The sequence below is a fragment of the Adhaeribacter terreus genome (genome assembly GCF_042657365.1).
Taxonomy (GTDB): Bacteria; Bacteroidota; Bacteroidia; order Cytophagales; family Hymenobacteraceae; genus Adhaeribacter_A; species Adhaeribacter_A terreus.
Genome location: NZ_JBHSKT010000004.1, coordinates 46331 through 72217, shown reverse-complemented (window position 1 = coordinate 72217; position 25887 = coordinate 46331). Strand labels below are relative to the sequence as shown.

Here is a 25887-nt window from a genome sequence, read left to right as displayed (position 1 = left end):
AGGTCGAAAATTTTTGCCCGACAGAAGCGTTTCATAAAAGAAAACGTTTGCCAAACGAGCATCGAACTATCTAATCTCGAAAATACGAACATCGCATTCATGGAAACTGAAGAAATCTCGTACGAAGAACGCATCCGCGAACATCAGATTAAAATAAAACAGGTTTTTGCCGAAGTAGGGAAGATCGTGGTTGGCCAGCAATACATGGTAAACCGGTTGCTCATCGGGCTTTTTACCGGCGGCCATATTTTGCTCGAAGGCGTGCCTGGCCTGGCCAAAACGCTTACCGTAAACACGCTTTCCCGGGTGTTAGACCTGAATTTTCAGCGCATCCAGTTCACCCCCGATCTGCTGCCATCTGACTTGATTGGCACGATGATCTACAACCAGGCTTCCTCGGCGTTCGAAGTAAAAAAAGGCCCGATCTTCTCCAACATGATCCTGGCCGATGAAATAAACCGTTCGCCGGCCAAAGTGCAAAGCGCGCTGCTGGAAGCCATGCAGGAAAAACAGGTTACCATTGGCGAAACGACTTACCGCTTAGACTTGCCGTTTTTAGTGCTAGCCACCCAAAACCCGGTAGAGCAGGAGGGAACCTACCCGCTACCTGAAGCGCAGGTTGACCGCTTTATGATGAAAGTTTACATAGACTATCTGAAAAAAGCCGACGAGCTGGAAGTGATGCGCCGTATGAGCAATATGGGCTATAAAAATCAGGTAAACCAAGTGCTTTCCAAGCAGGATATCTTCGATATCCGGAGCGAAATAAACCAGGTGCAGATTTCCGAAATGCTCGAAAAATACATCATCGAACTGGTTTTTGCCAGCCGCCGTCCTTCCGAATACGACTTGGCCGAATTTGCAAACTACATTCAGTTCGGAGTTTCGCCGCGCGCCAGTATTGCCCTGAATTTAGCCGCCAAAGCCGTAGCCTTTTTCGACGAACGCGATTACGTGCTACCCGAAGACATTAAGGAAGTAGCCGCTGATGTTATGAATCACCGCATCATCCTGAACTACGAAGCCGAAGCCGACGGTGTAAAAACCAAAGATTTTGTGGAAGCGATTTTACGGAAAGTACCGATCAGCTAGGGTATATTATTGAGTTCATTTTGCTAAAACGCTATACCAAAAGCCTGCTAAACTCTGCTTCCGGAGCGGTTTCGCTGCCGCAACTTATTACTATGAGCGGCGAAAAACTGTTTTTGCCGGTGTATCATTTGGTATGCAACCAGGCACCGCCGCATATCAAACACCTCTACCAAACCCGAAACGAAAATCTTTTTCGCCAGGATCTCGACTTTCTCTTAAAGCACTTCGAGCCCCTGACTTTTGAAGCTCTAAACGCTACCGTTTTGAACGGAAAAAGTCTGCAAAAGCCCGGCTTCTTCATCACTTTCGACGATGGTTTGCGGGAAATTTACGATGTAGTTGTACCCATTCTGAAGGAGAAAGGCGTGCCCGCCGCGTTCTTCCTCAATTCCGCTTTTCACGACAATCAGGCGCTTTTTTACCGGTATCAAGCCAGTGTTTTAATTGAGAAACTGCAGCAAAAAACGGTATCGGAAAACGCTAAAAAACTCATAGCCAAGCTGCTGCTGGAGAAACAATTATTGAAAGAAGGCGATCTGAAAAACAGTTTGCTGAACATTAATTTCAATTCCAAAGAAGTATTGCCGGAAATTGCTGCAATGCTGGAAGTCGATTTTCAGGAATACCTGCAAACGCAAAAGCCATATTTAACAACCGCACAAGTAAACGAACTGATCCAGCAAGGTTTTTACATCGGCGCGCATTCGCATTCGCACCCCGAATATCGCACGGTTTCGCTGGATGAACAATTGCAGCAAACCTTTACGAGCGTGGATTTTATCAAGCAGAAATTCAACTTGCCTTACCGTTGGTTTGCGTTTCCGTTCACTGATGAAGGCGTTTCCCGAAAGTTTTTCGAGGAAATTTACCGAAATCAAAAAGTGCAGTTAAGTTTCGGTTCGGCGGGTTTAAAGCACGATAGTTTTGGGCAGCATTTGCAGCGTTTTCCGATGGAAGGTACGCAGCAGAGCGCCGAAGAATTGATCAAAACCGAATACTTGTATTATCTTGCCAAAGCGCCGTTCGGGAAAAACAAAATAACGCGCCGCTGATATGGAATTACGCGAATTTACGCCCCAGACTTTACGCCCGTTTTTAGATTCGGAGGAGTACAAAACCATGCCGGTCGTGCCCATTTCGCGGCACCGCGCGCTTTCGCATATCAATAATCCGCGCGTGACTGAAGACGATGTAATTCTGGTTTTAGCGATGGTGGAAGGCAAAATGGCGGGTTACCTGGGCGTGTTTGCCGACTATATTTTCCTGAACGGACAAAAAGATAAAGCCGGCTGGCTCAGCTGCATGTGGGTGGACCCCGAAGTCCGCGGACAAGGCATTGCCAAAAAACTGCTGACTCGGGTGCTGGAACGCTGGGATAATCGCATTTTAGTTACCGAATTCACGCCCGCCGCCAAAGGTTTATACGACCGCTCCAATCAGTTTCAGGACCTGAAAATTTCCGAAGGCCTGCGAGGCTTTTTGCGCTTCAATCTAGACGAATTGCTGCCTAAGAAATTCCCGGTACTGGAAAAAATCAAATGGCTCATCAGCCTGAAAAACTGGGCGTTGAACGTGCAGAACGATGTGCGCCTGAGTATGTGGGAACCTTCGAAAGGAACCAGGAATTACCGCGTAGAAACGATAGGGAAAATCGACGAAAAACTCGCGGAATTCATCTCAGAAAAACAGCAAAACCAATTAGAAAAACGCGGCGCCGAAGACCTGAACTGGATGCTGCAAAATCCTTGGCTTTTACAACTTTCGGAAGATGATGGCACCGGCAAAAAGTATCATTTCTCGGCTTTCGATAAACGTTTCGAATTCCGGCCGTTGCAAATTTCAAATACTGAAAACCAGGTAGTTGCTTTTGTGATTTTAGCCATTCGCGGTAACGATTTGAAAGTGCCGTATCTGTACGCAGAAGCCGGAAACATGCGGACCGTAGCTGAAATTATTATTCAGTTAATGATGAAAGAAAAGCTGAATACCATCACAGTTTTTCACCCGGAATTGGTAGCGGTTTTCAAGCAAAATCCGAAACCGTTTATTTATTTGCATCCGCTCAAACGACACTACATTATCTCGAAGAAATTTGCGGAATTATTAAGCAAGCAAGCAGAAGTGAAGATTCAGGATGGCGACGCGGATTGTGCGTTTACGTAAGCTTTTTGTCTTTGGCACAAGTGACGCCTGTGGCTTAACACTTGTGCCAGCGAAAACTGTGTAATTACTTCTTCCGAAGTAACTTTTTCAATTCCTGAAAATCTGTCTTTCCCGGCAAAAGTTGTGTGAAAGAAAACCCGCTTTCTTTCCTGAATTTCCAGTATAAAAATGTAAAAGCCGCTAAATAGGAAAGAGTAGAAGCCATTCCGGCGCCTACAAAACCCAACTTCGGAATGAGCAGCCAGCAGGCCGGAACCGTTAAAAGCAAACCAGAAAACGAAGCCCAGTTATTGATGGAATATTTCCCACGGCCAGCAAAATAATGACTAAAAATCGTGCTCGTGCCAATAGCAATAATGCCTAACCCCAACGACCAGATCACGGTATTTACGCTGCCAAATTCCTCCCCGAAAATAAGCTGAAAAACTACCGGCGGGAGCAAAGCTAAAACCAAAACGGCGGTAAAAGTTACCAGAAAACTCAGGCGCGCTAACTTGATGGTCAGTTGTTTGGCGGCTTCCGGATCTTCAGTGTTAACCAGCTTGGCATATTGTACCAGCGCTAAACTGCGGCCCACCATCCAGATCGCTTCCGATAAGGACACGCCCACTGAAAAAATGCCTACTGCTTTAGAATCGGTTAAGGTGTTCAGAAAATAATAGCCGAGGCGGTAGTTCAGAAAGGTAATGATGTTGGAAAGTTGAGCGGTACTACCGAACTTGAATAAGTGCAAAATGTTTTGCTGAAATCCGGTGAAATCGGGTCGGTCGGGGAGGAGTAAAATAGCTATGAAGCTGAGCGTGAAGGTGAAGCCGTAAGCCCAGTACAAAGCCGTGAAATAAAACGCTATGGTTTGCTGCTTAAAAACTAAAAACCCGGTTGCTAAAACTACAATTAGCAGCAACGTTTGCAGGAAACTCAGGTAGTTGAAAAGCTTTACTTTTTCCTTGCCAACCAGTACCGTTGTGTTCACGGTAAACAAAGCCAGCAGCAACGAAAGTCCGAATAAATGAATGGCAAATTCCGGCGGAACCTGATCTAAAAAATACAGCAAAACCGTTACCAATCCGGAAACCAGCACCGACCACACATAAGCCGGAAGCAGCAATTGGTAAATGTTGGTACGTGGCGTTAAATAAGCCAAACCAGTGCCACCCAGCAAGCCCGTAAACAAAATGACCAGCGCTAAATTTGCCCCGAATATCCCGATCTCGCCCCGGCCGGAAGCGCCCAAAACCTGTGCCGTAAGCATCACGATTAGGAAATTGAGGCCGGCAATGCCTACCCGCGAAGTAAAGGTGTGCAGGATCTTAGCGAGCATCTTCGGGTTTTTCGGTGGAAAGTAATACCGTTTCGTAGAGCGCGGCAAACTGTTTTCCTACGGCATCAAAACTGTAATTTTTTACGGCAAATTTGCGCAGCTTTTCTTTCGGGAAAGCCTCCGGATTTTGCAGCACAAACCGCAAGGCTTCCAATAAATTTTCTTCGTTGCCGGGTTCAATCAAAATGCCTTGTTCTTTAGTAAAAACTTCCGGTACGCCGCCAACCTTACTGGCAATTACGGGCGTTCCGCTGGCCAGCGCTTCAATTAAAACTACCCCGAAGGTTTCGTAGAAACTGGGCAGTACAAAAACATCGGCTTTTCGCATAAATTCCGCTACTTCTTCCGCCTCTTTTTTGCCTTCAAAGAATACTGTTTTGTTAAGTAAACCCATTTCCTGCGCCAGATCTTTTAGCATTTGCTCCGAAGGGCCAAACCCAATAATGTGCAATTCAAGGTCCGGAAATTCTGGAAGCAGTTTGTGAAAAGCTTTAATTAAACCGCTCTGGTTTTTGGCGCGATCGTTCAGAATGGCCACGTTCAGCAATTCCTTTTTCGGCTTCAAAACGATAGGGTTTTCGGGGTAAAAAGTCGCGGTATCTACCACATTCGGAATAACGGTATAGTTCCGGTTCCGAAAACCCAGATTCTGCATGGCATTTTTCAGATCTTCCGAAACGGTATTTACAGCGGCCGCTTTTTTAACTACCAGCTGGGTAAGTTTTTTCCGGAGCCGGCTTATTTTATGTGCATTTTGCGGCAGATATAAGGTCCAGTGTTCGGTAATTATAAACGGCAAACCACTGGTGAAACATTTGAACCAGGCAAACAAACCGGTTCGCAAAAGTACGTGCACGTGCAGCAGATCGGGCCTTCCAAAAAGCCGTTCTACAATGCGATAACCGCGAAAAAGGCAGGCAAAATACAGCAGCAATTTGAGTGGTTTGTCTATAAAATTCAGGCCGGTGATGCGCTTTTTGTAGTAGAAATAAAGCGTGGGAATGCCGTCGTCTTTCTTGTAATCGAACTCGGTCAGGTTAGGGCCAGAAAAATCGTCGGCGTTGGCGTAAAGCACAATTACCTCGGCAAAACCGGAAACCGCACGTGCGTGCTGCTGAATGAAATTACCGTTCTGGTCTGCCTTGCGGTCGGGGTACCATTTGGGTAAAAACAGGATTTTGCGGCGCGGCGTTTCTGGCATTTCAGGTTCTCAGCAAGCTTTCAGAAAATTCAAATATAAGGTTTCTGAACAGTTTTCCGCATCTTACTGCATTATTTCAGACGTTTCATGGCGAAGGTTTGTTTCCGGACCTTGCCATTTTTACTCGCCGAAATTTCAGCCACCAGCGAATCAGGGTTGATCAGTTTGTAAGCAATAACCTGCGGAAAATCGTGTTTCGGGTTTTCGAAAACCAGTTCGGTTTCGGTTACTTTTTTCTGCAAAAATTCTACCGGTTGGTTCTTATTCTGGTTTCTTACTTTGGGAATATAAGCCAGCCCTTCCAGTTTCTGAATCAGCCGGATCGTTTCGAAAACAAGGGTGTCGTTTTTCCGAAGCATGTAACTTTTGCCCGCAAACTCCGTGTCGCTTACTTTTTTCCAGGTTTCGAACATTTTTTCGCTTTTATTCTGCCAGGTCCCGGCCAGCCACGAAGCTTTATCAATGTCTGGGTTCTGAGGATTATTCCAGCTGCAAAGCGCCAACATAAATGTAAACGTCAGCATGCTTATAGGTTTTAATTTCATTGGTTATTATTTGTTTTAAGTCTTTATAGTGTGCAGGCTGTCGATTTTTTTTTATTCTGAATTTTAGCAACCGGCAGCCAGTTCAAAGATACGGTTTTCGTGTAGCTTTCCGGAACTGAAAAACGATAGGGTTTGAAGGCGAAAAAGTCTTAATCGCGGATGAAATGGATTTCGGGTTTGGGCGGATTTATCGAGGGCAACAAAAATCTGGGTAATCCCAAATTCGTAAAATCCTTGATTCAGATTGCCCGAAAACGTAAAAAGCCCCGCCTTGCAGCGGAGCTTTTACCAGATGCGCAGGAGACTAAGCTGCGCGGCCGGAAGCTGTACACTAAAGTTTTCACCCTGTTTTAATGTACAATGTTTTTAATGAGTTAATAGTCAGTGTTTTGCGGGTCGAAATTCGCCCAGCCGGCAGTCCAGTCGGTTGTTCCGAAAGCGCCTTTATAAGCTACATTTTCGAAGAACGCATCCAGGCCGGTAAAAGAAGCGCCACTTAGGAGAGAAGAACCACTGCCCGGACGGAAATCCGGATTCTGCTGGTTGAAAGCGCCGTTCAGTTTCAGGTCGGCCGCTTCGGCTACTACGCTGTTTCCTTTGCTGGCAGCGTTAAACCAGGTACTTACATCAAACGTGCTGCCGGTTTCGGTAGTCAGGGCTTTGCCGCTTTGCGAACCGGCAATTACTGTATTCTGAATTTTCAGGGTATTGGCCGTAGCGTTTGCTTGCGATTTGGAACCATCTAACAACAAGCCCGTTGGCCAGCCTGCAAAAACTGCGTTGTGCACCTGAATATTGCTGTTCCTCCGGATGTGCATGGCCCGTTTAAAGTTGCTGTTAAAACCGGTAGCCGTAGAAGTTGCCATCGGACCGAATAAGCTCACGTTCGAGAAAATGGCTGAAGTTTTTGGCGAAGCATCTGAGCCTTGCGCATCGCCATCCGATTCAAATCCGTTAGAACCCGAAACGTCTGCCACGGCCGGATTGCTTAAACCCACCACAAATTGCAATTTGCCGGAATAACCGTTATCGGTATCGAACATATCATCCACGGTTTTGTAAGCGATCAGGTGTTTCATATTCACAGTTCCGCCAAACATTTCAAAAGAGTCGTCGCCGTTGTAAGAAACCTGCACGTAATCGATAGTGGTTCCAGCACCTACGCCACCCAAAGTCAGACCGTTAATTTCATTGTCTGGCTGGAAAGCAATGCCACTGAACTCGATGCGCACATAACGGATGATCCCGGAGTTGTCGTTCGCATTCGTTCCGCCGTATTCACGATCCACGCCGCCTTCAATTTTAGCTTTTTCGCTTGGCAAATTGGTTGGAGCAGCACCCAGTACAATTATACCGCCCCAGTCGCCGGCCGCGCGGCTGCCTTTTTGTTGCGCCGAAGTAAATACAATTGGTTTTTGCGCGGTGCCATCGGCCATAATTTTACCGCCTCTTTCAATTACAAGCGTTCCTTTGGTGGTTTTGTCGCCCATAATAACGGTGCCCGGTTCAATAGTAAGCGTTAAGCCCGCAGGAATGTAAACAAAGCCTTTCAGGATATATTTGGTGCCGGCGCGCAGAATTACATTTTTGGTTGCAGAGCCTTGTAAAACTACCCGGCCATTTTCAACCGTTCCGTTCAATCCCGCTTCGTTTGGCGCAACGGCCGCACCGTTCGGATCTACTGCCACTGGTGGTTTCGGATTATCGTCATTGTCGTTACAGCTAACTGTAAAACCTATTACACAGGCCATCAGCATCACATTTAGTAATTTTTTCATTGTTGTTTTTGGTTAAATTGGTTTTGAGTAGATGATTTTGTTTTAAGTTTTCTGATTGTCCCCCTTTGGAGGGGGTAGGGGGAGGACCACTTTTTTGCGACATCTCGACGTCAGGAGAGATCTCCGGAGGAAGGTAGAGTAGCCAGAATAAAATGTACTATTAACTTAATGAGATCCCTCCTATCGTCGGGATGACCTGGTAAAGTAAAATCCTCCCCCAACCCCCTCCAAAGGGGGACTTTTCGGGAATGCGTAATTCTCTTCCCGATATGATTTTTAGAATTTATAGGTCATGCCCAGCGTGGTGTAAGCCCCGCGTTTATAATTCAGAATAGATTTATCGAAGTCGGTGATCTGGCTGTTCTGGTCCCAGTCCTGCACCAGGTTGTAGCGCTGGTTCAGCAGGTCCTGCACGCCGGCCGTAACCTGGAACCGTTCGCCGAAACCTTTAGTAACCGTAAAGTCGATCTGGTGGCGCGGCATTTCGAACACGGTTGGATTGGCGTAGTTTCCTACAATGTAAATGCGCTTGCCCATCACGTTGTAAAGCAGGTTGGCCTGAAATTTCTGTTCGTCGTTCTGGTAATAAAGGCCGGTGTTCACAATGTAAGGCGACTGTCCCATCATCGGTCGGTCCTGGGCTTGGCCGTCGGCTTCTTCGCCCAAAGTAACCTGGCTTTTGATGAGCGAGGCGTTTAGTACCAGACTCAGGTTCTGCACAAATTTGTTTTCAGAAAGGTTGAAGAATGATTTGCGGATCTCCGTTTCCAGGCCGTAGCTCACCGCGCTTTCAGCATTTTTGAAGGTGTAAGAGTTGGCCCCGCTGCTCACAATAAAGAAGTTCTCGATCGGGTTCTGGAAGTGTTTGAAGAAGGTTCCTGCCGAAAGCACTTCCGTAGGGCTGGCGTAGTATTCATAGCGCAGATCGGCGTTGTAAATGGTAGGTGTTTCCAGTTCCGGGTTACCGGTTACTTCAAAGTTGGTGTTGAAATCGTAGTAAGTAAACGGCGCCAGTTCCCGGAATTCCGGACGGTTCAGACTTACGCTGGTACCGGCTCTTAAAAGCTGGTTTTCCGTGAGGTTATAAGAAATATTCAGGCTGGGCAGCAAACGTGTGATCGGGTTGTCTACTTCCACCGGGCCGCTGCTGGTAGCGGTGCTCAAGCGCTGGCGGTTGTATTCCAAACGGGCACCACCGGCTAATAATAATCTTGCTCCGACGGGCACCGAAGTGCTCACATAACCGGCCACCAGGTCGTTCGAAGCTGTGTAAGCATCGCTTGGGTTGGTGCCTTCTTCCAGAATAAAGCCGTTGTTTGGTTTAATGTTTTCCGGGGCGAAGATCTGGTTAAGCGGAAGGTCTAACACGCTCAGGTCCGGGTTGTTGTTGTCGGGGCGGAAAGCGTAGGAAAAGTAGCGGGAAGCAAAATCGCGGTTCTTTTTCTCGGCGTAAAAACCGGTGCGCAGTTTAATGCGGCGGTCATCGGTTGCCAAACTGTCTTTCTGGCCCAAACGATGCTCGGCATCTCCGCTTGCCATGTAGGTATCTTCGTTCAGTTGCGAGAAAAAGCGGCTGGCATCTTTCGGCGTTGGGCCATTCGGAACCACTACTTTAAAGGCATCGGTGCTGCCCATGGCGCGTTGCGTGCGCACTCTTCTGTAATCAGGTTCGTTACGATTGGTGCTGGCAAAACCGGTGGTCCAGGTAAGTGTCGTGTTTTCGTTGTTCAGATCGTGGGTGCCTTGCAACTGACCAGAATAAATGCGGCGGCTTTCGTAGCGTAGTGCGTAATTTTCCTGGTCCTGCTGGTTGCTGCGGTCAAAGCCTTTGCGCACGGTGGTTTGATTGGCGCCCAGCTGGTTAAATAAATTCCGGAACTCGAGTTTATGGTTGTTGCTTAAGCGCGCCGACCAGTTATGAATCACGCCTAATCGTACGCTTTCTGTGCTTTGCAGGTCTTTAAAAGAATATTCGTAGGGGTGGGTCTGGGTTTCCTCGTCGAAGAACAGGAATTTATCGCGGTTGGCTTCCAGCATGGTGCGGGTGTTGCTGTAAGAAACGGCGGTCAGATTGCTGATCTTGGTCGAGCCAATGTTGAACCGGCGGGTCATGCCTAAAGAAGCGCGTAGATCCGGCGCGGCTTTGCTTTGATTGGGCGTCCAGGTATTTTCCAGGGCTTTGCCGGCATCGGCGCGTTGCGCATTCGTCATATCAGCTAGGCTTTCCGGAAACTGGCCCGGCAAGGCTCTTTTACCATTATCGAAACCCAGGAAATCAGTTTTGCTGCCTTGGTATGAATTGAAATTTTTGAAGGTAGTGCCGGCGCGGTAAGAACCTGAAAGACTGAACGTATTGGTGTTTTCGTCGGCGAAATTTTTGGTGTAGACTTTGATCACGCCACCCGCAAATTCACCCGGCAATTCCGGTGAACCGCCTTTAAAAACCATGATGCGGTCAATTACGCTGGTAGGCAGAATATCGAAGGAAAAGGCTTTGGCGTCGGTTTCGGTACTCGGCGTGAGCGCATCGTTCAGCATTACGGTATTGTAGCGTTCGTTCATGCCCCGGATCACGATAAAACGATTATCCATGATCGAAATACCAGGAATGCGTTTTACCGTTTCGGCGGCGTCACGGTCCAGACTTTTGGCAATTTGCTCTCCCGAAACCCCGTTAGCCACAATCTCCGATTTTTTCATTTCGGTTATCAGGCTCATTTCGGTGTTGGTTTGCCGCGTGCCTACAATTGTAACTGCATTCAGCATTTTGCTGTCTTCCTCTATTTTAATGTTCAGCGTGGTGGTTTTTCCGGCTTCAATTTTAATGTTTTCGAGGTTGGTTTGCTTATAGGAAACATAGGTAACCGCGATCTTGTAAATGCCGGGCTCTACTTTAATTGAGAAATTGCCATTATGATCGGTAGAAGCGCCCTTGGTAGAACCGGTTATAAAGACTACCGCGCCAATTACCGGCTCGTTGGAATTTTTATTGGTCACCCGGCCGGTTAGGGTTCCGGAACTTTGCGCAAAAACGGTAGGGGAAAAGCTGAAAAAAGTAAATAGCAAGAGTAAATAAGCTTTCATAATTGGGTGTCGTTTAGTCTCGTTACAAATGTACGGCGACCCGATTATGGCACTGTTAATCCATTATTATCAAACAGTTAAAGAAAAGCCGGTAATATTATTGAATTGTTAAATGAATATTGTGCAGCTGAAATGTAAAACCTTTGCGGTTTTTGGTTGTTGAACGGTAGTTTTGTGCCGCTGTTTATATTATGGTGAAAAGGAAATTTTTAACCTGATTAGTTCCGGGTTTTTTAACCAGAAAGCATACCGTTTTCATGGATTCTATTCTAACTAATTTTCAGGGTGGTTTTCCATTTATTTTTTTCCGGGGCTTTTTGCCTTAACGGAAAATCTCTAATTCTCTCCTGAAAAGAAAGGCCGGAAGAAACGTGAAAACAGGTGTAGCGCTGCTTTTATGCAAAATGCTATCCTTTTAACACTAAAAACCCTGAAACCTGATAATTGTCATTCGGGAATAAAGTTTTTTTTACTGTCTTTCGAATTTTTTCTGTTGTACCTTTGTGGCAAAGTTGTTAATTGTGCTGCTGAAAGAGGTTATTTATTTGGTACAGAAAGATTTCATTCTGGAGTGGAGACAGAAATATGCCTTCAACGGAATGCTATTATATGTGGGCAGTACCGTTTTCATTTGCTACCTCAGCTTCAGCATGCGCTTTAGCGGTTTGCAGGTTCCGGTCTGGAATGCCTTGTACTGGATCATCCTGCTCTTTACGGCCGTTAACGCCATCTCCAAAAGCTTTACCCAGGAAAACCGCGGACGCTTACTTTACTTCTATAGCCTGGTAAGTCCGCAGGGCGTAATTCTGGCCAAAATTGCTTATAACGCAGCTTTAATGCTGGTTTTAGCGCTGCTTTGCTTTTTGTTTTATGCGGTAATCATCGGGAATCCAGTGCAGGATGTTACCATGTTCCTGGTTTCTATCCTACTAGGCGCTTTAGGTTTTGCAACTTCCCTTACCCTGGTTTCCGGCATTGCAGCCAAAGCGGCGAACAGTTCAGCATTAATGGCGGTGCTGAGTTTTCCGGTAATTGCGCCTATGCTTTTAATGCTCATGAAACTTTCCAAAAACGCGATAGATGGCCTGGATCGCTCCGCGAACTTAGATGAATTAGCGGTTTTGGGAGCTATAAATGTAATTGTAATTGCTACTTCCTACATCCTGTTCCCGTTTTTGTGGCGAACTTAATAGTGATGAATGATTAATGAATAATGATTAGTTATTCACAGGAAATTAAAATATTAAATGACATTCGGAGTTCAGAAAAACGAAAAGTAAATCGAAAACGGACAACGAATAACGAACAACGAAAATGAAGAACTGGTGGAAATTTGTAACGGTGGCGCTGCTTCTATATACAGTGGTGGCCGGTTTTCTTTCGGAAGTACCACGTTTGGCCATTCTGAACGAAAGCATCCGAAACCTGTATTTTCACGTGCCGATGTGGTTTGGCATGCTGGCTATTCTGGGCGTTTCGGTAACGTATTCTATTAAATACCTGAGCAACCCTACGCTTCGTAACGATATTATTGCTAAAGAAGCAGCCAACGTCGGCATTCTGTACGGCATTTTAGGTTTGCTTACCGGCATGACCTGGGCTCGCTTTACCTGGGGCGCCTGGTGGGTGAACGATCCGAAACTGAACGGCGCGGCTATTGGCATGCTGATCTATTTTGCTTATTTAGTGCTGCGCAGTTCTTTCGCCGAACAACAACAAAGAGCCCGCATCAGCGCCGTTTACAACATTTTTGCCTTCGTAACTTTAGTGCCTTTGCTGTTTATTTTACCGCGCCTGACGGATTCTTTGCACCCCGGCAACGGCGGTAATCCCGGCTTTGGCGGCTACGATCTGGATGGTAATATGCGCATGGTATTTTATCCGGCCATTTTGGGTTGGATCGGGCTGGGTGTCTGGATCATGACCTTACGGGTGCGCCTCGAAAATCTTAAATTCCGCTTATATGAAAACGCTTAAAAATATTGTTGTCCGTTCGCTGCTCTTTCTGCTGATGGCTTTGGGTATCACGCCGGCTTTCGCGCAAAACCCAAATGAAATTGAGATGGCCGATAAACTCCGCGCCGATGGAAAGATCTACGTGGTAGTAGCTGTATTAACCGTTATGTTGATCGGCCTGCTGATCTTTCTTTTCATGATTGACCGCAAGATCGGCCGCCTGGAAAGACAGACCGGAATAAAATAATAAGTATCAGGTAGCAAGCATCCGGATTTAAAAACGGTAGGGAAATTCCCCTAAAAAGTCCTGAAACCTGAAACGAAGTAAAATTGAGTGAAAAAGTGCCAGCGCTGAATTATCTGCCCGCTTCGGGTGTTCACAGCAAAAGCGCAAAAGTTTAATAAAATGAAAAAGACGCACATAATCGGGATCATTATCATTGCACTGGCTATTGGTATTATCATGACCACTGCCGGCGATGCCAGTACTTACGTTTCATTTTCGGAAGCCAAAGAGTTGGCTGAAGAAGGTAGCTCTAAAAAAGTGCACGTAGTTGGTCGTCTGAAAAAAGATGCTCAGGGCCACATAGTAGGCATGGAATATAACCCGGTTAAAGACCCGAATTATTTCACTTTTATCCTTTCCGATACCAATAAACTGGAGCAGCGCGTTGTTTATTTCAACCCGAAACCACAGGATTTTGAACGTTCCGAACAAGTAGTAATTACCGGCAACATGAAAAACGACGTGTTCGTAGCCGATAAGATCCTCCTGAAATGCCCTTCCAAATACACTGAAAAAGAAGTAAAAGCCGAAGGAAAACCGAAAGCGGCGTCAATTAATTAAAAATTAGAAATTAAAAATTAGAAATGTTCCTGTTAACGGGCATTTCAATTTCTAATTTCTAATTCAGAATTTCTAATTAGAAAAAGTAATGATCAATACATTTATCGGCGATTTAGGGCATTTCAGCGTCATATTGGCGTTCGTGTCGGCAATCGTTTCGGCGCTGGCTTATTTTATGGCGTCTTACCGGCAGCCGCTCGGGCAGGATAAGCTCGACTGGAAATTGCTGGGGCGCGGTGCTTTTTTTGTGCACGTTATTGCAGTTTTAGGCATTATCGGCAGCCTGTTCGAGATTATCTACAGCCACCGCTACGAATACCATTACGCTTGGAGCCATTCTTCCAACCATTTGCCAACCCATTATATGATCTCGTGTTTCTGGGAAGGCCAGGAGGGAAGTTTCCTGCTCTGGATCTTCTGGCACACGGTTTTAGGGCTCCTGCTTATAAAATATAACCGCAAATGGGAAGCGCCTGCTATGGCCGTATTCGCGTTTGTGCAACTTTTCCTTACTTCCATGATCCTGGGTGTGGTGATCGGCGACCTGAAAATTGGTTCTTCGCCGTTCATTCTCATGCGCGACTTCATGACCGATGCACCGGTTTTCAAGCTTGATCCGAACTTTGTACCGAAAGATGGTACCGGCCTGAACCCGCTCTTACAAAACTACTGGATGGTTATTCACCCGCCAACTTTGTTTTTAGGTTTTGCCGCCGCTTTGGTGCCGTTTGCATTTGCTATTGCGGCCCTCTGGAAAGGTGAATATAAAGAATGGCTGAAACCCGCTTTCCCGTGGACCTTATTTGCGGCCATGATCATGGGCGTAGGTATTATCATGGGAGCTTACTGGGCTTACGAAACCCTGAACTTTGGCGGTTACTGGAATTGGGACCCGGTAGAAAATGCCGTATATATTCCGTGGCTGACTTTGATTGCGGCAGCGCATACCATGGTGATCTACAAGCGTAGCAAGTCAGCTTTACGCACCACCTATCTGCTGGTTATTGTTTCATTCCTGCTGGTGCTTTATGCTACGTTCTTAACCCGCAGCGGTATTTTAGGTAACGCTTCCGTTCACTCTTTCACCGACTTAGGTTTATCTGGGCAGCTGTTTACGTATATGGCGGCTTTCGTAGTGCTGGCCGTTGGATTAATTATTTACCGTTGGAAAAACATTCCGGCTACGCAGAAAGAACTTACTACTTACAGTGCTGAACTTTGGGTTTTCATTGGTGCGGCGGTGCTTTGCTTAGGTGCTTTCCAGGTATTGGCTACAACTTCCATTCCGGTTTACAACTCATTTATGGGCTTTATCGGCCTGAAAACCAATGCCGCTTTACCTGCCGACCAGATTGCGCATTATACAAAATTCCAGCTTTGGGTTGGGGTTGCTATTGCAGTGCTTTCGGGCTTTGCCCAGGTAATGTGGTACCGTAAAAACGACAAAGAGAATATCTCGAATGCGTTAGCCATTCCGCTGATTTTAACCTTCCTTTTCAGTGCTTTATTCCTGTTATTAGGAAAGATCGGCTGGATGCCAACGGTTGATATTACGAAAGAGTGGATCTGCGTTATTCTATTGCTGACTTCATTGTTTGCCATTTTTGCGAACCTGAGCATGATGCTTACGCTGATGCAAAAAAAGATATCGCTTTCCGGCGGCGCTATTGCGCACATTGGTATGGCCATGATCCTTTTTGGTATCTTGTATTCAGCAGGTTATTCCAAAGTAGTTTCCGAAAATATGTCGGGCCTGCTTTATTCGCGCGAATTCCCGGATGAAATGAACCGCGACAACGTGCTTTTATGGCGCAATCAGCCAACAGAAATGAGTGGCTACAAGGTTACTTACAAAGGCCAGTTCATTGAAGTAAAAGATGTGCCGGAGTACGTAAACAAACAGATCCTTTTCCCAACCGCCGATCCTTACAAATCGCTGGCCCGGGCTAATATCAAACAGAACGGTAAAGTGTATTTTAAGACCGGCGATACCGTAGAGGTTTATCCGGAAAACACCTATTACCAGGTTGAATACAAACAAAAGGACGGTAAAACCTTTACCTTGTGGCCGCGCGCGCAGGTAAACGAAGAAATGGGCTTGCTCGCTTCGCCGGATATTAAATCGTTTGCCAACCGCGACCTTTATACCCACGTTTCTTCCATTCCGCAGCCCGATGAGGAAAGGGAGTGGAGTGAAAGTAAGGAACACCTGATCGGAATTAAAGATACCATCTTTATTAACGATTATGTGGCGGTGCTTTACGGTCTGGAGAAAACCAATGCTGTACAAGGCATCGATCTGAACTTAGCCGCCGGCGACGTAGCGGTGCAGGCCGATATGAAAGTTTTCGGCGAAGATAAAGAATACCACATTCACCCGGTTTTCGTGATCAAAGACAAACTGGTAGGCCGCATTCCGGACGAAGTAGATGACCTGGGAATCCGGATCACGTTCAACAATATTGATCCGGTAATGAACAAATTCAGCTTTGGTGTAGAAACTACCCAGAAAGATTACATCATTATGAAAGCCATGGAAAAACCGTTCATCAGCATTATGTGGATCGGGGTGTTTGTAATGACGGGTGGTTTTATTATGGCCATTGTACGTAGAAACAAAGAAAGCAAAGCAGATTCTTCCGATGGTAACGACCGTCCGAAAGTAATGGCAAAACAACGCAAAAAGATCGTTGCCTAAAGTGCTGATCTGAATTCATAAAAAAAGCCGCCCGGAAGCAATTCGGGCGGCTTTTTTATTAAATATGGAAACGTTAATTCTTTACTAATCTTCTCCTGAAAATCTTTCCGGTCCGGCTTAACTGTTCAGCTACATAAATGGCTGGCGGTAGCTCACTTACTGAAACGGGTGCAGGGTTTTGAGTGCTAAAATCATAGCGTTTTATCAGTTGCCCACGCAAGTCGTAAAGGTTTAGTTGTCCAGGATTTCCTGAAAGATGAAGCATATCGGTAACCGGGTTTGGATAAAATAGTGGTTCCGCATCTTCGACATTGGTTTTTACTCCCAGTAGTTCATTTACCAGGAAAGTTGTAGTCATAATATCAGCGTAAGCCTGAATGCATTGGTTCCGGTCGGATGATAAGACTGCTCTATAATGCAGGGTGTAGTTTCCGGACGGTATAACGCCTACCTGCAACGTGTCACGCACATGGCCCATGGTCGAAGCCGGTCCTTCGTAATAGCAGGCATTTATAAAGAGCGTGTCGTTTATAAAGGTAGAGGTGTAATTAATTCTATAAGCGGGTTGATAATGCGCAATGATGTGCGTAATAACTTCCATATTATTCCCGCCCAGCTTGCTTTGCCGCACAAAAACGGTATCAATTTGCATCGCAAAACTGGTTACCGGACTTAGCAAACCGAATAAAAGCAGAAAGAGTAAAGCCTTTTTCATACGACAGTTTGTGTTTATCTATAGAAAGTAACTAAATAGAGGTCGCAGGAAAAAGCCGAAGGGTTGCCTGTTGTTGTTATTTAATTCGGCTTCAACTTTCAAATAGTATTGGCAGCTTTAAAACGCTATGCTTTTTGCCTCAAAAACTGCCTTTTTTGCCGCGAAATTCGCAGAAGTTAAGCTATGTCTGCCTGCACTTTCCTGAATGATTCCGATAGCGTTTTTGCCTCCTCAATAACTTCCGCCGGGTAATTATTCAGCTCCAGAATCCGGATGGCGTTGGTGGTTTTCAGGTTGCCGGCTTTGAGTTTATAATCGAACTGAATATTGCCGTTCTCTACCGTTTCGGTGAAATGATAGAGGTTGTAGCTTTCTTGTAAATAATCGGTCAGTTCCAGGTCGTGGGTGGCAATAAAAACCAGGTTGGCTTTCTGGTTCAGGTAGCGGAGAACGGCTTTGCCGGCTGCAACGCGTTCCACGGTATTAGTGCCTTTAAATAACTCGTCGAGCAGAAACAGGTTCGGAAAACCTGTTTGGCTGGCATCGAGCATTTGCTTAATGGACGTAACTTCTTCAAAATAATAGCTTTTTTCACTTAGCAGATCATCGGAGATCCGGATGGCGGAATGAATATTTAAGCGCGGAATTTTGAAACTGCGGGCACAACAAATATTTATTGTTTGCCCCAGAATAGCGTTTATGCCCACGGTCCGGATAAAAGTAGTTTTGCCCGACATGTTGGAGCCGGTAAGCAAAGCCGACCGGTTTTCCAGCTCTATGGAATTTGTAACTGCTTCGGGAATTAACGGGTGAAACATTTCTGTTGCCTGCAGGCGTTTTTCCTGATCATTAGAAAATTGCGGGTGGCAGAAATATGGCAGGCTGTTGCAGAACGCATCGATTGATAAAACGGTATCGATTTCGCCTACAAAAGTAAAAAGCTCCTGCAGTTGCGCCCGGTGGTTCTCCAATTTCTTCAACACATGAAATAAAAGAATCGGCTCGAAGAGGAACAAGGCTTTTACCAGTTCAAAAATAAATTCAAAGGCCTGCCCGATATCGCTTTGCATGCTAGCTTCGAACTTAAAAAAACGCATGCTTTTGCCAAGCTTTTCCACGCAGAGCACTGCTTCTTTAAGTTCATCGGTTGGGCTGAAAGCATTGGTTTTCAGAAGTTTTTTGGTAACCTGATAAAGAATAAGTAACTGCGGAATGGAGGCAGTATATTGAAAAAGGTTGCTCTTGTTCCAGTAATGAATAATGAAATTGCCAGCCAGCAAAATGAGTGGTAAAAGAATGAATTTCGGAAAGAAAACGGTAAGCAAAATGCTTGAAAAACTCAGGCCCGAAAGCACCGGCACCAACCAGAACCATTTCGGTTTCTGTATGTGCTCTTCCTGAAATAAAGCAGCAATGTAATACGCTTCGGGTTTGCGTAGCCGGTAAAGCTCGTTTAAAACCAGCTTTCTCAGCGCCGCATTTTCCCTGAAAATTTTGATCAGTGCTTCAAATCTGTTGCTTCGGGTTTCGTTTGCCGGAATAGTGCGCAAAGTCTTGTACAGGTATTGCTGCCCGACTTTGGAAACCGTACGATCAACAAGCATGAAAATCTCGTCAAGGTCCAGATCGTGGCAGGTTTTATCGGAAATTACCTGCGAGGCATTTTTCTTATCGCTTTTTAAAAAATAGCGTTCTATTTTTCCGAAGTTAAAGCTTTCGGTTTTGGGTTTGTGGCAGTTTTCCAGGAATCGGGCTTTCTCTTTCGATCCGAACATTTGGTTGGGAATAAAATTTCTGTTTTGCTTTCCAATTGTCAGCGATCAAAACAGTTGTTAGACGTAGCTTCTTAAAAAGTAAAGTAAACAAAAAAGGTGTAGCAAACCTGCTACACCTTACTATGCTTTAGCAAAACTGCTAATTTATATAAGTTTTACTTTTACGGCAGTAGGACCTTTCTGACCCATTTCCACCTCAAAAGAAACTTTGTCGTTCTCTTTTATCGGGCTGGTTAACGCGTTCACGTGCACAAAAATGCTTTCCTGCGTATCATGGTCTTTAATAAAACCGTAACCTTTAGAATCGTTAAAGAACGTAACCGTGCCTTTCCGAAGCGTATCTACCGGTTCCAGGTCTTCCTGTTTCGAAACGCTGATCCGGATATCTTCCTGCTTAATTTCCTTCTTTTTCTTCGTCGGATCCGGCGGCGTAGACACAATGTTGCCATCCTCGTCCAGGTACGCCATCATGTCGTCCAGGCTCTTGCCTTTATCGGAATTGGCTCTGCGTTCTTCCTTTTTCGCCTCTTTGTCCTGCTTTTTCTTAGCCCGTTTCTTCTCTTGCTCTTTCTTATTAAATGTTTCCTGCGATCTGCCCATATATTATATAAAATTGATTACCCGTTTACGGCTACGTGCCGATTTTTCTTATTTACGTTCTGATTCGGGTAACGCTATATAAATTTAAGGTTTTTTTATAAGAATGCATTAAAAAATATTTCAAACAAGCGAAAAATAGTCTTCAAAAGCATTATTCAGCCTCCAACCATGCGCAATTAAACAACAAACGCTTTAGAACCGATCATTTTTTTACCAGGCGGGCGCGGCTCAAAACGCCATTTTCAGAAACCGTTTCCAGCAGGTATAAGCCCGGCGGCAGCCAGCTCATTTGCAAATGCGTATCGGTTCCGGAGCGGGCAGGTTGGCTGAAAAGCAATTTGCCGGTAATTTCCCGGATATTGATCTGCCTAAATGCGCCGCGGGCAATGGTAAGCGTTTCCCGTACCGGGTTCGGGTAAAATTGGATTACCGGTGCCGGGCTGAATTCGCTAATGCCTGTCGGATTTTTTACTGAAAACGCTATCGTTTTTTCGAAAAAGCGCGTTGAATCGCATTGCATGGGGTTACTGGAATAATAAGCTCTGAACCGAAGTTTCTGAATATTGGAAGGAACCGTTCCGAGTTGCATCGTGTCGCGCAACAGCATTGGCGCCGTCATCGGGCCGGAAGAATAGCAGGCCGTTACAAAAAGTGTATCGGTTTGTTGTATGGCGGTATATCCAAACCGTATGGCGCCCTGTGTAGGAAGGTAAATATTGGCCACTACTTCCGAAACCTGATTAACGCCGGGGTTGCTGTACTGTACAAAAACGCTATCCAGGGCTTGCGAAGAAGCCGTAAAACAAGTTGCCAGTGTAAGTAATAAACTAAGGAGTAGATTTTTTTTCATCATGCAAGTATTTTAAAGAATCACCAGAAGCGAATTTCTATATACAGGTCGCAGGAAAAAGCTGAAACGTTGCCCGTTGTTTGAAATTTTGTTTTGGTCATTGTCAAAATTTCCTCGTCAGCAAACTTTCCTAAAAAACGCTATCTTTCCGCATGAAAAAACCGGCCTATAAAATTGCGATGCTGGGCGCCGGAAACGTAGCCTGGCATTTGGCACCAGCTTTGGAAGAAGCCGGACATGAAATTATCTGCGTTTACAGCCGAAACTTAGAAAATGCCGAAGCCTTAGCGCAAAACCTGAAAACTGCCCGCGCAACCGATTTCACCGATTTTACTGATTTCCCAGCCGACCTGTATATAATAGCCGTAAAAGATTCGGTGTTGCCGGAATTGCTGCGCGAAGCCGTTTTTCCGGCGGGTAGTTTGGTGGCGCATACATCGGGCACGCAGCCGCTGAGCGTTTTCGAAACGAATAAAAATATCCAGGGAGCAGTTTTTTATCCTTTGCAAACCTTCAGTAAAAATACGCCGGTCAGTTTCCGTAATATTCCGTTCTGCCTCGAAACTGCCCATAAAAACGCTATGGTTTTGCTGCAAAAAACTGCCGAAAGCCTGAGCGAAAAAGTTTACCAGGTTAATTCGGAAGACCGGAAAATATTGCACCTGGCTGCGGTTTTCGCCTGCAATTTTACCAATCATTTATTCGGAATAAGTGCAGAAATTCTGCAGCAGAACCAGCTCCATTTCGAAATGCTGCAGCCTTTGGTGGAGCAAACCGTGCAGAAAGCCTTTGCGCAAAATCCGTTCTCGGTACAAACCGGCCCCGCCATCCGCCACGACGAAAATACCATTCAAACGCAGCTGCAATTCCTGCAAAACAACCCCGGCTACCAGCAAATTTACGAACTGCTTACGCGCAGCATTCAGCAAAAATCCTGAGTTTTTACCTGAAAAACGGTACGGTTTAGGCCCGCAAAACTGCAAAGCAAAAGTGGTTTTGATTAGGGCTGCATGTTGCCTACCTTTGCAGCAGCATTTTAACCTGTAAAATGAAAGCAGTAAATATTACGTTTAAATTTTCCGACGGCAAACCCGACCAGACGCTTACCGGCGTGGAAGGCGAATCGGTGCTGGATGTGGCCCTCGATAATAATATAGAATTGCAACATAACTGCGGGGGTGTTTGCGGTTGCAGCACTTGCCACATTTACGTAGAAGCCGGCATGGACGATCTTCCGGAAATTTCCGATAAAGAAGAAGATTTTATAGACCGCGCCATCGATCCGCGCCTTAATTCCCGCCTGGCTTGTCAGTGCGTAATCCAGGGTAACGAAGATCTGGTAGTAACCATTCCGGATCAGGATTTTCTGGGACACTAAAATTTAAATTGTTTAATTGTTGTTTGCCGATTGTTAATTGAATTTACAATATGGGTCAATCAACAATTAACAACCAACAATCAACAATTCAAAAAAATGGATAATAAGAATTTCGAACCACCAATTAACTGGAACGATTACGAAGATATAGCGCTGGGCCTTTACGAAAAGTTTGGCGACGATTTTACCGAATCGAAGATCTACCGCATTCGCTTTACCGATCTTTTAGAGTGGGTTTTAAGCCTACCGAATTTTGCCGGCACCCGCGAACAAGCCAACGAAGGTCACCTGGAGCAGATCCAGTCGGCGTGGGTTTACGAATGGCGCGATAATCAGTAAACTTTTTGGTTTACGATTTTGGATTTATAATTTTAGAAAGAAGCTCTTTTTTCGAAGTTGAGCTTTTCCTAAATTGAATAATCATGTCAATCAATAATTAAATCAATCGTAAATCGTCATTCGTCAATCGTAAATAAACTATGTCTTCCCGCAAAGCTTTCCCCGATTTCAGCGCTATTACTACGTTCGTTTTTGATGTGGACGGCGTGCTGACCGATGGAACCATGCTGGCTTTTGCCGATGGCGAACAGGTGCGCGCTTTTAATATTAAAGACGGTTACGCCATAAAACATGCCCTGAAACGCGGCTACAAAGTGGCCATTATTTCCGGGCGGAACGAAGTAGGCGTGCGCCGCCGCCTCGAATCGTTAGACGTGGAAGATATATTTCTGGGCGTAGACAACAAGATCGATGTTTTCGAAAATTACCTGTACATGCAGGAAGTGGACCCTGAAAATGTGATCTACATGGGCGACGATATGCCGGACCTGGAAGTGATGCAGCATTGCGGCATTGCTGTTTGCCCTGCTGATGCCGCAACCGATATTCTGGCCGTTTCTGACTATGTAACAAATGCCGGCGGTGGAAATGGGGCAGTTCGGGAGATAATTGAGCTGGTTTTGAAACAGCACCAGGAATGGTAACCCGCTAAAACGAACGGATTACCCGTATTATTTTACTGTTTACCTAAAATAATGAGTAATTAAAAGGGGGAATTGTTGCATTTTTAGAAAAAGTCTATAAATTTACAATCATAACAATTCATCATTCACTTTTTTTATTCATCATTCATTTTTTTTAAGTTTATTTTTTATGAAAACAGGAACAGTAAAATTCTTTAATGAGTCAAAAGGTTACGGCTTCATTACAGACGACAACACCAAAGAAGATTTCTTCGTGCACGTAACGGGTTTAAATGGCGCACAGATTCAGCAGAACGATAAAGTTGAATTCGATACGCAGGAAGGCAAAAAAGGCATCAATGCAATTAACGTGAAACGCGTTTAATTACTCCAGAATATATAATTCATCATCACTACTGCAGAAAGCCGCTCAAAAGAGTGGCTTTCTGTATTTTAAACCCGACGTATTTTTGTAGGTTTGCCAACTAAATGGTTCAATTGTTTAATGGCTAAATGGCTCAGTCAAATTCATCAGCGTAATATTCGCAAGTTCATAAACCCTTTCACCATTCAGCAATTCAACCATTAAGCCATTAAACAATTAAAAATTGCAAAACCTGCTCTCGCTCATCCGCTTTCCGAATCTGCTCATTATGGTGCTAAGCCAGGTTTTGGTGCAGGCTTGCTTACTATTTCCGGAATTGCCTTTAAGTGAAGCCTTGCACCTGAAATTCTGGCTTCTTACGCTTTCTACCGCCTTTATTGGCGCTGCCGGCTATATTATTAACGATTATTACGACATTAAAATAGATGCCATAAACAAACCCGATAAAATTATTGTAGGCCGTGAACTTAGCCGTCGGAAAGCCATGTTCGGGCACCTGGCTTTATCGGCGGCCGGGGTAATTCTTGGCGCTATGCTTTCGTTAAAAGTAGGTTTGGTGAATCTGGGAGCCGTTTTGTTGCTTTGGGGCTATTCTGCCGATCTAAAAAAACGACCGCTTTCCGGCAACATCACCATCGCATTTCTGGCGGCCAGTATGGTGCTGGTGGTTGCGGTGCTCGCCGAAATCGATAACCTGGGTGTGTGGGCGTATGCGGCATTTGCGTTTGTTAGCACCCTGATCCGGGAAATAATTAAAGACCTGGAAGACATGAAAGGCGATGCCGCGCACGGTTGCCGTACGTTGCCCATTGTAGCCGGCATTCAGAAAACCAGGATCGTTTTATACGCCTTGCTCATTTTGTTTTATTCCTTGGTTTTAGCCGCGAGTTTTTATCGGCAAAACGATACCTTTTTTGGTGTGTATCTCGGTCTGGCAGTTTTAGCACCCGGCCTCATGATCGGAGTGCAACTGCGCCGCTCCGACCGCAAACGCCATTTTGCCCGCATCAGCCTGCTTTGCAAATTTATGATGCTTACGGGCACACTTTCCATGCTTTTCTTTCGGTTTTAGAAGCCGTTTTCTAAGTTTAATTTTCTCCTTTTCAGACTGAAGTAATTTTGTTTTGTGTGTGGCAAGTTGTTGATTTTAAAGGTATTGGTGGTTTTAAAATCAGATATTTAAAGTTTTGGAGATTAATAGTAGTTATTTCACCGCCCACGTAATAAACCTTACCTTTCAGAAGCCTTCCAAAAAAAGGAAAACCGGCGCATAACTATTATTGTCATACCTGAATTTCGCTGAAACGCTATGCTTTTTACCCTGAAAACTGCTTTGCTTGCTTTGGTTTTGTGTTGCTGTTTCGGACTGAAAAGCCAGGCTGCGGCAGAAGATACTTTGCAAACAATAAAGCCCAAAAAGAAACTCAGCTTAACGCCATTCCCGGCCTTGTTTTCTTCGCCCGAAACCGGTTTTGGCTTTGGCGCATTGCTCGTTCCGGTCTATAATTTCGGCCACGATTCGCTTACACGCAGCTCTACGGGGCAATTCCTGGTTTATTACACCACCAAAAAACAAACGTCGGCGCAGCTTTCCTATACCATTTATACCAATCATGAGCGTTTTGCAATTCTGGGCGAAACCAATTATTTCGATGCGCCCATTTTCTATTACGGCACCGGCAACCGCAATTCTGAAGCCGATAAAAGTCTGATATCCTATAAGTTGCTGCTCACGCAAAACCGCATTTTAAAACAGCTGAAGCGAAATGTTTTCCTGGGCGGGCAGTTTCAGATCATTAGTGTTGGTAAAGCCGAATTTAACGCCGAAGAAAGTTTGCTTGACGAACGTCCGGCGGAAGAATTGAATGGTTATACGGCCGTTGGTTTGGGTCCAGCTTTTTTGTTCGACAGCCGCGATAATTCCATAAATGCATACCATGGAAGTTACGTGGAAATCGGTAGCTTTCTGAACGGAAAAAGTCTGGGCAGCGAATTCAATTTCACCCGCAATACCGTAGATGTGCGCAAATATTTTCCGCTTTCCGATAAACAGGTTTTTGCGATTCAGGCCAAAGGAATTTTTGAAACCGGCGACGTGCCTTACCGCGAACTGGCCTATTTCGGCGGCCACCGCAACCTGCGCGGTTTTTACGAAGGCCGCTACCGCGACAAGCAACTCCTGCAAACCCAGGCCGAATACCGCCTGCATTTTGCCAAACGCCACGGCGCGGTTTTATTTGCCGGCCTTGGCGAAGTAGGAGAGAAGCTAAACGATTTTGAACTGGCGAACAGTAAATTTGGCTACGGCATTGGTTACCGTTTCATGCTGAATACCAAAGACAAAGTGAATATCCGGATCGATTATGCTATTAAAGGTAGTTATGAAGCGTTTGCCGGCGGCATGGGTGGTTTGTATTTTGCGATTGGGGAGACATTTTGATGTTACCGACTTTTTCGGGTTAAAAGCATAGCGTTTTTGCCAGACAGAATCATAAATCGCAATTAAACCGCTATATTTGTGCTTGTCTTTTCATGCT

Annotated in this window: 25 protein-coding genes; 16 read left to right on the top strand and 9 right to left on the bottom strand. The window is 45.4% G+C overall.

The genetic code is table 11. The features are described from left to right. Positions 1 to 99: 99 nt before the first annotated feature. Genes ACFPIB_RS07880 through ACFPIB_RS07870 form a run of 3 tightly spaced genes read left to right on the top strand, consistent with a single transcriptional unit; the run spans position 100 to position 3255 of the window. Positions 100 to 1092 (top strand): AAA family ATPase, encoded by a 993-nt coding sequence (locus tag ACFPIB_RS07880; RefSeq protein WP_378016893.1) that lies wholly within the window; start codon positions 100 to 102, stop codon positions 1090 to 1092. Between the two features lie 20 nt (positions 1093 to 1112). Continuing rightward, positions 1113 to 2144 (top strand): polysaccharide deacetylase family protein, encoded by a 1032-nt coding sequence (locus tag ACFPIB_RS07875; protein WP_378016892.1) that lies wholly within the window; start codon positions 1113 to 1115, stop codon positions 2142 to 2144. Between the two features lies 1 nt (position 2145). Continuing rightward, positions 2146 to 3255 carry a GNAT family N-acetyltransferase gene (locus ACFPIB_RS07870; protein ID WP_378016891.1) on the top strand — a complete coding sequence of 370 codons (1110 nt, stop codon included), beginning with the start codon at positions 2146 to 2148 and terminating at the stop codon, positions 3253 to 3255. Between the two features lie 64 nt (positions 3256 to 3319). Here the strand turns inward: ACFPIB_RS07870 and ACFPIB_RS07865 are convergent, their stop codons facing one another. The 3 genes from ACFPIB_RS07865 to ACFPIB_RS07855 all read right to left on the bottom strand — a co-directional run bounded on the left by ACFPIB_RS07865 (position 3320) and on the right by ACFPIB_RS07855 (position 6322). Continuing rightward, positions 3320 to 4576: a lipopolysaccharide biosynthesis protein gene (locus ACFPIB_RS07865; protein WP_378016890.1), complete on the bottom strand. Its 1257-nt coding sequence runs from the start codon at positions 4574 to 4576 to the stop codon at positions 3320 to 3322. Continuing rightward, positions 4566 to 5777: a glycosyltransferase gene (locus tag ACFPIB_RS07860; protein WP_378016889.1), complete on the bottom strand. Its 1212-nt coding sequence runs from the start codon at positions 5775 to 5777 to the stop codon at positions 4566 to 4568. The genes ACFPIB_RS07865 and ACFPIB_RS07860 overlap by 11 nt, the downstream gene beginning before the upstream one ends. Positions 5778 to 5848: 71 nt before the next feature. Then, positions 5849 to 6322 carry a DUF6265 family protein gene (locus ACFPIB_RS07855; protein WP_378016888.1) on the bottom strand — a complete coding sequence of 158 codons (474 nt, stop codon included), beginning with the start codon at positions 6320 to 6322 and terminating at the stop codon, positions 5849 to 5851. 159 nt (positions 6323 to 6481) lie between these two features. Here ACFPIB_RS07855 and ACFPIB_RS07850 point away from each other — a divergent pair, with 159 nt between their 5' ends. Then, entirely contained in the window at positions 6482 to 6676 is a 195-nt protein-coding gene (locus ACFPIB_RS07850; RefSeq protein WP_378016887.1) for a hypothetical protein, read from the top strand. A gap of 20 nt (positions 6677 to 6696) precedes the next feature. Here the strand turns inward: ACFPIB_RS07850 and ACFPIB_RS07845 are convergent, their stop codons facing one another. Both ACFPIB_RS07845 and ACFPIB_RS07840 read right to left on the bottom strand, forming a co-directional pair. Then, the gene (locus tag ACFPIB_RS07845) at positions 6697 to 8100 is read right to left on the bottom strand and encodes a T9SS C-terminal target domain-containing protein (protein ID WP_378016886.1); all 1404 of its coding nucleotides are present in this window, start codon (positions 8098 to 8100) and stop codon (positions 6697 to 6699) included. Positions 8101 to 8376: 276 nt separating this feature from the next. After that, positions 8377 to 11184: a TonB-dependent receptor gene (locus ACFPIB_RS07840; protein WP_378016885.1), complete on the bottom strand. Its 2808-nt coding sequence runs from the start codon at positions 11182 to 11184 to the stop codon at positions 8377 to 8379. A gap of 503 nt (positions 11185 to 11687) precedes the next feature. On the opposite strand from ACFPIB_RS07840, the gene ACFPIB_RS07835 reads away from it, so the two are divergent. The 5 genes from ACFPIB_RS07835 (at position 11688) to ccsA (ACFPIB_RS07815) (ending at position 16685) form a co-directional block, all read left to right on the top strand. Continuing rightward, the gene (locus tag ACFPIB_RS07835; RefSeq protein ID WP_378016884.1) at positions 11688 to 12374 is read left to right on the top strand and encodes a heme exporter protein CcmB; all 687 of its coding nucleotides are present in this window, start codon (positions 11688 to 11690) and stop codon (positions 12372 to 12374) included. Positions 12375 to 12498: 124 nt separating this feature from the next. Beyond that, on the top strand, positions 12499 to 13161 hold the full coding sequence (gene ccsA, locus ACFPIB_RS07830) for a cytochrome c biogenesis protein CcsA (RefSeq protein WP_378016883.1): 663 nt from the start codon (positions 12499 to 12501) through the stop codon (positions 13159 to 13161). Next, the gene (locus tag ACFPIB_RS07825) at positions 13148 to 13387 is read left to right on the top strand and encodes a CcmD family protein (protein ID WP_378016882.1); all 240 of its coding nucleotides are present in this window, start codon (positions 13148 to 13150) and stop codon (positions 13385 to 13387) included. Before ccsA (ACFPIB_RS07830) ends, ACFPIB_RS07825 begins: the two co-directional genes overlap by 14 nt. Before the next feature lie 159 nt (positions 13388 to 13546). After that, the gene (locus ACFPIB_RS07820; protein WP_378016881.1) at positions 13547 to 13987 is read left to right on the top strand and encodes a cytochrome c maturation protein CcmE domain-containing protein; all 441 of its coding nucleotides are present in this window, start codon (positions 13547 to 13549) and stop codon (positions 13985 to 13987) included. A gap of 88 nt (positions 13988 to 14075) precedes the next feature. Next, positions 14076 to 16685: a cytochrome c biogenesis protein CcsA gene (gene ccsA / locus ACFPIB_RS07815; RefSeq protein WP_378016880.1), complete on the top strand. Its 2610-nt coding sequence runs from the start codon at positions 14076 to 14078 to the stop codon at positions 16683 to 16685. A gap of 73 nt (positions 16686 to 16758) precedes the next feature. Here ccsA (ACFPIB_RS07815) and ACFPIB_RS07810 read toward each other — a convergent pair whose 3' ends face one another. The 4 genes from ACFPIB_RS07810 to ACFPIB_RS07795 form a co-directional block, all read right to left on the bottom strand. Next, on the bottom strand, positions 16759 to 17400 hold the full coding sequence (locus ACFPIB_RS07810) for a T9SS type A sorting domain-containing protein (RefSeq protein WP_378016879.1): 642 nt from the start codon (positions 17398 to 17400) through the stop codon (positions 16759 to 16761). Between the two features lie 176 nt (positions 17401 to 17576). Continuing rightward, positions 17577 to 19175, bottom strand: a complete 1599-nt coding sequence (locus ACFPIB_RS07805) for a MutS-related protein (RefSeq protein WP_378016878.1) — start codon at positions 19173 to 19175, stop codon at positions 17577 to 17579. Between the two features lie 144 nt (positions 19176 to 19319). After that, positions 19320 to 19775 (bottom strand): cold-shock protein, encoded by a 456-nt coding sequence (locus tag ACFPIB_RS07800; protein ID WP_378016877.1) that lies wholly within the window; start codon positions 19773 to 19775, stop codon positions 19320 to 19322. Between the two features lie 202 nt (positions 19776 to 19977). After that, complete coding sequence (locus ACFPIB_RS07795) at positions 19978 to 20628, bottom strand: T9SS type A sorting domain-containing protein (protein WP_378016876.1); 651 nt, start codon at positions 20626 to 20628, stop codon at positions 19978 to 19980. A 149-nt stretch (positions 20629 to 20777) separates the two neighbouring features. Between ACFPIB_RS07795 and ACFPIB_RS07790 the strand changes: the two genes are divergently transcribed. The 7 genes from ACFPIB_RS07790 (at position 20778) to ACFPIB_RS07760 (ending at position 25790) form a co-directional block, all read left to right on the top strand. Beyond that, positions 20778 to 21563, top strand: a complete 786-nt coding sequence (locus tag ACFPIB_RS07790; protein WP_378016875.1) for a Rossmann-like and DUF2520 domain-containing protein — start codon at positions 20778 to 20780, stop codon at positions 21561 to 21563. A gap of 110 nt (positions 21564 to 21673) precedes the next feature. Further along, on the top strand, positions 21674 to 22003 hold the full coding sequence (locus ACFPIB_RS07785) for a 2Fe-2S iron-sulfur cluster-binding protein (protein WP_378016874.1): 330 nt from the start codon (positions 21674 to 21676) through the stop codon (positions 22001 to 22003). Between the two features lie 96 nt (positions 22004 to 22099). Beyond that, positions 22100 to 22342 (top strand): Fe-S cluster assembly protein IscX, encoded by a 243-nt coding sequence (gene iscX / locus ACFPIB_RS07780; protein ID WP_378016873.1) that lies wholly within the window; start codon positions 22100 to 22102, stop codon positions 22340 to 22342. Between the two features lie 140 nt (positions 22343 to 22482). Next, the gene (locus tag ACFPIB_RS07775) at positions 22483 to 22986 is read left to right on the top strand and encodes a KdsC family phosphatase (protein ID WP_378016872.1); all 504 of its coding nucleotides are present in this window, start codon (positions 22483 to 22485) and stop codon (positions 22984 to 22986) included. Between the two features lie 169 nt (positions 22987 to 23155). Next, positions 23156 to 23350 carry a cold-shock protein gene (locus tag ACFPIB_RS07770; protein ID WP_378016871.1) on the top strand — a complete coding sequence of 65 codons (195 nt, stop codon included), beginning with the start codon at positions 23156 to 23158 and terminating at the stop codon, positions 23348 to 23350. Between the two features lie 223 nt (positions 23351 to 23573). Next, positions 23574 to 24422 carry a geranylgeranylglycerol-phosphate geranylgeranyltransferase gene (locus ACFPIB_RS07765; protein ID WP_378016870.1) on the top strand — a complete coding sequence of 283 codons (849 nt, stop codon included), beginning with the start codon at positions 23574 to 23576 and terminating at the stop codon, positions 24420 to 24422. Between the two features lie 237 nt (positions 24423 to 24659). Beyond that, complete coding sequence (locus tag ACFPIB_RS07760) at positions 24660 to 25790, top strand: BamA/TamA family outer membrane protein (protein WP_378016869.1); 1131 nt, start codon at positions 24660 to 24662, stop codon at positions 25788 to 25790. Positions 25791 to 25887: the final 97 nt, after the last annotated feature.